This window comes from Vreelandella boliviensis LC1, from assembly GCF_000236035.1.
GTDB classification, from domain to species: Bacteria; Pseudomonadota; Gammaproteobacteria; order Pseudomonadales; family Halomonadaceae; genus Vreelandella; species Vreelandella boliviensis.
Genome location: NZ_JH393260.1, coordinates 333,297 through 340,591, shown reverse-complemented (window position 1 = coordinate 340,591; position 7,295 = coordinate 333,297). Strand labels below are relative to the sequence as shown.

Genomic DNA, 7,295 nt, shown 5'->3' with positions numbered 1-7,295 from the left:
ACCCCGAGCCTAATGACTGACTCTCTTCCGTTCGCCCCTGACCATTACTGGGGGGTGCTGGAAAGCTATCTCCAAAGAAGTGACGGAAAATCTCTGGGATTTCCTGACCACCGAACCCGCCAAAACCCGGCGCACTGCTGCGCTGAACCGTTCTACTAGTCGAGATATTCACTACCCCAGGGGCGGCTTTTTCTACCAACTCGGTGAAATCAGGCAAACCCTGTGCGCTGGCGGCTTGGCCAAACGTTAGCAATGCCACCACGCAGACCCATAGCGTGGAAGGGAGAATCAAGCGCTTCATGCAAGAGCTCCTACTTAATGTGATAGTAATCAAGGGCAGATTAACAACTCATAGCGAGATGCCGGAGAACTAATTGACCAAGCGTGGGCGAAAGCGTTCCCCTCGCCCGCGCATTAGATATTTAATACTTAGGGCACCGACCATCAGGGTGATAAAAAAGACCATGGGTGCCAGCCAAATCCTGTTACTGACGAGAGAGACAGTGCCGGATAGCAAAATCGCAAGCAGCAGTGGCAGCCCATAAACAAAAAAAGCCAGCAGCGTGACAGAGGCGCGCGGCAGGCTAATAGTGACTTGGCTTCCTAGCGGGTAGTTTCGCTCAGCGCTATGCGTTTTGGGGGGAAGCGCTACAGCAATTCGCTGGCTGCGCGAGCGCGCCAACAACCCGACCCCGCACCCTCGCCCCTGAGCACACTGCTCGCAGCCCTGTTGGGCTGAAACTTCTACGATAAGCCCCTGCTGGACATGGTCGACAACCTTGCCAGAGCGAAGTAGTGGATTACCAAGCAAGGAGCTACCGGGAGTGGAGGTCATCATTTATTTGTCCTGTCATGCACAAATGTCTAACACTACTGCTCAACCTCATCGCCACTCTCAAGAACGTGGCCTTCAACCAAGTCGAAAGAAATTGAGCTAACAATACGCTGCAGCGTTGACACTGGCAGCTCACCAATCGCCACCAGCTGCCAGCGCCCTTCAGCGGTGATGGCGTGTTCAATGGCCACGGCCGACACGCCCAACTGCTTAACACCTTCCTGCAAGACAGTCGTTTCTTCAGACGCGAGGGGATCCACAAAGATACTCACGGTGGCCAAGCCATCGCTGTAAACACGTTGGTGCACATCATCGCCAGAGAAAGTAACCGGCTGCGCTACAAAACCATCGGGAAGCCAAGTAGTGTGCCAAGGAGTATTAAGAATAACGCTGGGCGTGCTCTCTCGCACCCTACCGGTATACTTTTGAGGCGACTGAAGCTGGGTAATTTGGAAGGTTTCAATGATCCTATCCTGCTGATCACTGAGTACATGCTTAAGCAGCAAACCGGTATCTCGGTCTAGCCACCATTCACGAGAAAAACGCCATTGGTCGAGGGGCTCAAAAATAAGTTTAACGGCGTCGCGACCAGCTACCCGGGCATTATCCTCAAGCTCAATAGCGTAATACTTCTCGAGATGAGCCGCCCAGCTTGCGGGTGAGGGTAACTCACCGTTGCTGTGCTCTTGGGTCCAGGCCAACCTACCTACCGGCGAGCGACGCTCAATGCTGACAGATGGGCCATCTAAATACTGCACAACCTGCTGCCGAATACCATCCTGAATACGGTGTGATAGTGCTAGCGTGCGAACATCGACATTATCAATAGCCACCGCCCTAGCTTGAAAGGCATAACAGTGGCTGGCCCACAAACTGCGCTCGAGCCACTGCGTTGCACTGCTAGGCGTCGTTTCGGATTCCCCCGCACACTCGTAGCCTGCATGACTGCCTTTAGGGCTATTAGTGTTTTCTGACTGCACTTGAAATGAGAGCGTACCAACTACCACCGCCAGCACCCATGCGCGCTTAGTTCGCCGGGGTCCCACCATGTTGCGCACTCCCTACTTACCTAATGCATCATCAGAAAAGAACGACATTCGGTTTAGCGCTGGCCTAATGGCTCTGTAACTGCCGATGAGCGCATCAGCGGCATCCAACTGTCACCACTGCCGTAAGCGGCACTCTGGGTATGTTGCTCTAAATAAGACTGCAATAAGCCAATCTGATCGATGTCAATGTAAGTACCTTGGGAAGCAGTCACCCCCTGAGGCGTCTGGACTGAAAAGCCAGCTTCACTAATATTCATTAAACCGCCCTGACCCGACTGGCCGCTAAGCCGAAACGGCGTAGGTTCAAACATGGGCATGTCAGCACGTGTAGCTACTGCCGACTGAGAGGCCACGCTAACGGGCTGCACTTGGATAGCGCCATTAGCACCGGACGCAGCCGTCGCAATATCGTTGCTGCCTTGGCGAACAGATGAGTCATTGCCAAAGAACTGAACGCCTGTGATTACCATTAGTGAAACTGCAGCGGCAACCCCAGCACCTCGGGCGAACGAAATACCACCCGCACGGTGAGCAACAGGCCCTGCATCTTGCATCACTGGAGCAGGTTCTTCGCGCAAACGGGCCATAATGCCAGCAGAAAGATCAACGCTTACATCTACGCTTTGCTCGCGCTGTATCATGCTGCGGGCAAGATGATAGCGGCGCCATGTATCTGCGGCATCTTCATCATTTGGCAGTGCCTTCAACACTCGGCGAAGCTCAAGCTCATCACTCTCGCCATCCATTAACACCGAAAGTGATTCCCGTGTGTTTTGACTCATACTTCACACCCTCACACTGTTTAAAAGAAGTACTGGGATGATGGTTAATAATATGCACCATCACTCCGACGACTTCCAAGGCCAAGTCTCCTTTGCAAGCTAATCAAATTAGCAAATCTAATTAGCTTGCAATGCTAAGCTCATGACGCTTTGTAAATTGATATATCACAGAATGACACATCGAACGTGCTCACCAAGGATAGTCACGTTTTATGACGCCTTACATGCCAGACAGTTCACAAAAAAAATAAAACCTTTATTTTTTTTGTTGGTATTCTTTGGCGATCATATTGCGCTCTCTCTATTGACCACTACTCATCGCGACTGTTCCGCGCCGTGGATACTAATGGGCGGATATGTTCATCAACCGCCTCGCGAGCGCGGAAAATTCGCGAACGAACCGTGCCCACCGGGCACTGCATGACCTGAGCAATATCTTCGTAAGCCAGGCCATCCAGCTCGCGTAGGGTAATTGCTGTGCGCAGATCATCGGGCAAGTTGTCGATCGCTTGGTAAACCGCAGCTTCGAGCTGGTCTCTGGCAATCGCAGCTTCTGGTGACTCTGAATCTGCCAGTCGTCCGCTTTGGTCGATAATTTCAGCATCGACAATATCCAAATCACTTCCCGGCGGACGCCTCCCCCGCGAGACCAGATAATTTTTCGCCGTGTTAATCGCGATGCGATACATCCAGGTATAGAACGCACTTTCCGAGCGAAACTTGCCTAAGGCGCGGTACGCCTTGATAAATGCCTCCTGGGCCACATCCTGAACTTCAGAGTGATCATGAACGTAACGACCAATCAGGCCGATAATTTTGTGCTGGTATTTTTTTACCAGCAGATCGAAGGCGCGCGTATCGCCTTTTTGGGCACGTTCAACAAGCTGTTGGTCAGTTTCCCGAGTGCCCATTCACACGCTCCTCCAGCTCGTACGGCGTGCGCCGAGCCCCATTCCTATTAGCCCTGACAAGTGGGCGTTCACAGCAAGCAGCATAGCGTCCCTTGGGCATTGATTAATAATAGAGTGAATAAAAGAGCGAACACTTCGCCCGAGTATATTGCTGCATTTTATAACGGTACTAAATTTTAACGACCTAAGCTTTAACGACCCAGGTTTTAACGACCTGGGTTTTAACGACCTGGGTTTTAACGACAGAGACCCAGTGTTACGCGTTCTTTGCAGCGCTTCAAGCGCTTACCCCCTTTCGCAAAACCCAGAGGCTGACACTTTTAATGCTGCCATGGTTCCACAGCAATTGATTTTTACCTGCTCGACAAGCGATAGTAGGAGCCACTTTTATCGCCCCCTCACTTTTTTCACAAATAGCGCATGCACAGGTAGCAAGATGTCAGAACAACAGGTTAATAACCTTAACGTCCTCGCTCAAGACGTTCTCACGACGCCAGAAGCTCTCAAGAACGCCGTACCGTTAACCGATGCGGCAGAGCGTACAGTAATTGAAGGTCGTCAAACCATTCAAAATATCCTGGATGGCAACGACCCGCGACTGCTAGTCGTCGTTGGGCCGTGTTCAATTCACGATGTAGAAGCCGCCCTCGACTACGCCCGCCGCCTTCGTGCGTTGGCTGATCAAGTCAGCGACAGCCTGTACATCGTGATGCGCGTCTATTTTGAAAAGCCGCGCACAACAGTTGGCTGGAAAGGCCTGATCAACGACCCACACCTCAACGACTCCTTTGAGATCGATGAAGGTCTGCATATCGCCCGCAAACTGCTGGTTGATCTGGCCGAAATGGGCTTACCGTTAGCTACCGAAGCACTCGACCCCATCTCGCCCCAGTACCTGCAAGACTGCATCAGTTGGTCAGCGATTGGCGCCCGTACCACCGAGTCCCAGACCCACCGGGAAATGGCTTCAGGCCTCTCCTGCCCGGTCGGCTTTAAAAACGGCACTGACGGCAGCCTGGACGTAGCGATCAATGCGCTCCAGTCCGTGGCCAGCCCACACAACTTCCTGGGCATTAACCAGGCGGGCCAGGTAGCGATTATCCGCACCCGCGGCAATGCCTACGGCCACGTCGTGCTGCGCGGCGGCAACGGCAAGCCCAACTACGACAGCGTGAGCGTTGCTCTAGCAGAAAAGGAGCTTGAGAAAGCCAAGCTATCGCCCAACATCATGATCGACTGCTCTCACGCCAACTCCAACAAAGATGCCGCGCTACAGCCGCTGGTGCTGGAAAACGTCACCAACCAAATTTTGGAAGGCAACACCTCCATTATCGGCTTGATGGTTGAATCCAATATTGGCTGGGGCAATCAAAAACTGCCTCAAGATCTTAGCCAACTGCAGTATGGCGTATCCATTACCGATGCCTGCATCGACTGGGACACCACGGTGGAAACGTTTAACCGCATGAACGATAAACTTGCCGCCACGCTAGCCAAGCGCATCGCTAAGTAATACCAGCGCCGTTGCAGCTATATAATCCCCGCCTCGGCGGGGATTTTTCGTTCCAAAACACTAAATAAACGGCTAGCGGCTAATTTCACGTCGAAATGGCGGCAATGCATCCAACAACGCTTGCCCGTAACGGCGGGTGATCACCCGTTTATCCAGTATTGTGATCGTCCCGCGGTCGCTCTCCTTTCGAATCAAACGACCACAGGCCTGCACCAGCTTAATAGACGCATCGGGCACGCTAATGCGCATAAAGGCATTGCCGCCCTGGCTCTCTATCCACTCCGCTAACGTAGCGCCCACCGGGTCATCTGGCACCGCAAAGGGCAACCGCGTAATCACCACATGCGTCAAATAGTCGCCAGGAAGATCAATACCCTCGGCGAAGCTTGCCAGGCCAAAGATAATACTGCCGTCACCCTTATCAACGGCCGCCCGATGCCGCTCGATAAGCTCGCGCTTAGGCAGCGCATCCTGGGCCAGCACGCGCTCCTTCACTCTCGCGGGCAACGCTTTATCCACCGCCCTCAGTTGAGCACGGGAAGAGAACAGCACTAGCGCTGCTTCTTTATCGGCCAGCTGCGATACAAAAGTGACAATCGCTAGCTCGTGGGCGTCTCTGTCACCAGGGTCAGTGGCCTCTTTGGGCACGCGAAGCACTGCATTGGCGTAATCAAACGGGCTCGGTAACGCCTGATAGCGGTAGCGATTCGCCAAGCCTGCTCGTTCTTGAAGGCGCTCAAATCGCCCCAGCGCGGTCAAGGTCGCCGATGTGACCACCGCGCCGTGGCAGCGCCCCCATAAATGCTTGGCCAAGGTATGCGCTGCAGAGACCGGGCTGGCTGAAAATTCAATCTCCGGCTCACCGGTTACGCGACTTAGCGTAATCCAGCGGGCGCTGGGCGCCTCATTGGCGACATCCTGCTCGCTAAACGCCTGCCAAAGCGCGTGGGCCTCCAACGCCCGCCCGTGCAGCAGCGCCACCAGCGGCAGCCAGGCCTCTGCCTGCTCTCGGTCAAGGCCGGTCTGCTTATCAGGATCAAGGCTCTCGCGCAGAATATCGCTGATACTTTCCAAACAGCGCGATAGCGAGGCGAACATCACCAGTAGCTGCTGCGCCTGATCACGCAATGCGTCGGGCACCTGGCCCTTCTCAAAACGCGATTGATGGGTGGCCTCTTCGTCGGCCAAGCCATTTGGTCGACCGGCCAGTTGATGCCCCATGCTAAACACATCACCCAGCGCGGGTTCCAGATTATGGATCAGTTCGGGCAAGCTCACCAACAGGCGAGACACCGTGGGCTGAACCGCCAACCCCTGGTGAAGGTCGGTTAAACTGCTTTTCAGCGTTTTCAGCCAGCGCAAACAGCCGTGCACCGCAAAGCGGTGGGCAAAGTGGGAAAGTGCCTTCTCCGGCAGGTGGTGACCTTCGTCAAACACAAAAATGCAGTCCGCCGGGTCGGGCAGTATCGCACCGCCGCCCAAGGCCAAATCAGCCAACACAAGATCGTGATTGGCGACGATGACGTCAGCATTTTCAAGCTCACGGCGCGAACGAAAGAATGCGCAGGCACCAAAGTGCCCGCAGCGCCGCCCCGTGCACTGGCGATGATCCACCGTTAGCCGGCGCCAGTGGGCATCCTCAATCGCTTCGGGCCAGTTATCACGATCCCCTTCCCACTCCCCCTGCCCATAGGCTTGGGCCATATCGCTGGCTATGACGGTGAAGTCACTGCTTTGGGTTTGCAGCGACTGCTCAAATAGCGACAGCGTGGGGTTGGGCTCACTGCCTTCCAGTGCTTGATCCAGCCGCGCCACGCACACATAGCGTCCGCGCCCTTTGGCTAATGCATATCGAAAGGCGATACCGCTGTGGCTTGCCAGTGATGGCAAGTCTTGATTCAGCACCTGCTCTTGAAGAGCGACTGTTGCCGTCGAGATAATCAGCCGCTTGCCGCGCGCTTTAGCGATTGGCAAGGCGGCGATCAGATAGGCCAGCGTTTTACCCGTACCGGTACCCGCTTCAAGTACGCAGACGTGAGTATCGCTGGTTCGCTTACCCTCGCCATCGCTCTCGATATTACCCAGCGTTCGGGCTATTTCGGCGATCATCATGCGCTGGCCGTAGCGTGGGGTCAGCTCAAGGGTGTCCACCACGCGACGGTAAGCGTCTTGAATCTCGCTTTTGAGGGCTGTATCAAGCATGCG

General features: G+C 54.4%; 6 protein-coding genes and 1 pseudogene. 1 reads left to right on the top strand and 6 read right to left on the bottom strand.

The genetic code is table 11. The annotated features are described in order from the left end of the window. The 5 genes and pseudogenes from KUC_RS20175 to rpoE all read right to left on the bottom strand — a co-directional run. Nucleotides 1–301, bottom strand: a pseudogene (locus KUC_RS20175) (serine peptidase); the annotation flags it as partial. 69 nt (nt 302–370) lie between these two features. Then, the gene (locus tag KUC_RS18540) at nt 371–838 is read right to left on the bottom strand and encodes a SoxR reducing system RseC family protein (RefSeq protein ID WP_007114798.1); all 468 of its coding nucleotides are present in this window, start codon (nt 836–838) and stop codon (nt 371–373) included. Nucleotides 839–870: 32 nt separating this feature from the next. Continuing rightward, complete coding sequence (locus tag KUC_RS18535; protein ID WP_040481636.1) at nt 871–1,884, bottom strand: MucB/RseB C-terminal domain-containing protein; 1,014 nt, start codon at nt 1,882–1,884, stop codon at nt 871–873. 53 nt (nt 1,885–1,937) lie between these two features. Further along, nucleotides 1,938–2,666, bottom strand: a complete 729-nt coding sequence (locus KUC_RS18530) for a sigma-E factor negative regulatory protein (RefSeq protein ID WP_007114796.1) — start codon at nt 2,664–2,666, stop codon at nt 1,938–1,940. 311 nt (nt 2,667–2,977) lie between these two features. Continuing rightward, on the bottom strand, nt 2,978–3,577 hold the full coding sequence (gene rpoE / locus KUC_RS18525; protein WP_007114795.1) for an RNA polymerase sigma factor RpoE: 600 nt from the start codon (nt 3,575–3,577) through the stop codon (nt 2,978–2,980). Nucleotides 3,578–4,013: 436 nt separating this feature from the next. Between rpoE and KUC_RS18520 the strand changes: the two genes are divergently transcribed. Further along, a complete protein-coding gene (locus KUC_RS18520; protein WP_040481732.1) occupies nt 4,014–5,090 on the top strand; it encodes a 3-deoxy-7-phosphoheptulonate synthase in 1,077 nt (358 codons plus the stop codon). Between the two features lie 72 nt (nt 5,091–5,162). On the opposite strand, the gene dinG is transcribed toward KUC_RS18520, so the two are convergent. Next, nucleotides 5,163–7,292, bottom strand: coding sequence for an ATP-dependent DNA helicase DinG (gene dinG / locus KUC_RS18515; protein ID WP_007114793.1), 2,130 nt, complete (start codon nt 7,290–7,292; stop codon nt 5,163–5,165). Between the last annotated feature and the right edge of the window lie 3 nt (nt 7,293–7,295).

What these genes read in the sequence shown, in the direction of transcription:
- KUC_RS18540 (WP_007114798.1), bottom strand. Translation starts at nt 838, where the DNA reads ATGATGACCTCCACTCCCGGTAGCTCCTTGCTTGGTAATCCACTACTT.
- KUC_RS18535 (WP_040481636.1), bottom strand. Translation starts at nt 1,884, where the DNA reads ATGGTGGGACCCCGGCGAACTAAGCGCGCATGGGTGCTGGCGGTGGTA.
- KUC_RS18530 (WP_007114796.1), bottom strand. Translation starts at nt 2,666, where the DNA reads ATGAGTCAAAACACACGGGAATCACTTTCGGTGTTAATGGATGGCGAG.
- rpoE (WP_007114795.1), bottom strand. Translation starts at nt 3,577, where the DNA reads ATGGGCACTCGGGAAACTGACCAACAGCTTGTTGAACGTGCCCAAAAA.
- KUC_RS18520 (WP_040481732.1), top strand. Translation starts at nt 4,014, where the DNA reads ATGTCAGAACAACAGGTTAATAACCTTAACGTCCTCGCTCAAGACGTT.
- dinG (WP_007114793.1), bottom strand. Translation starts at nt 7,292, where the DNA reads ATGCTTGATACAGCCCTCAAAAGCGAGATTCAAGACGCTTACCGTCGC.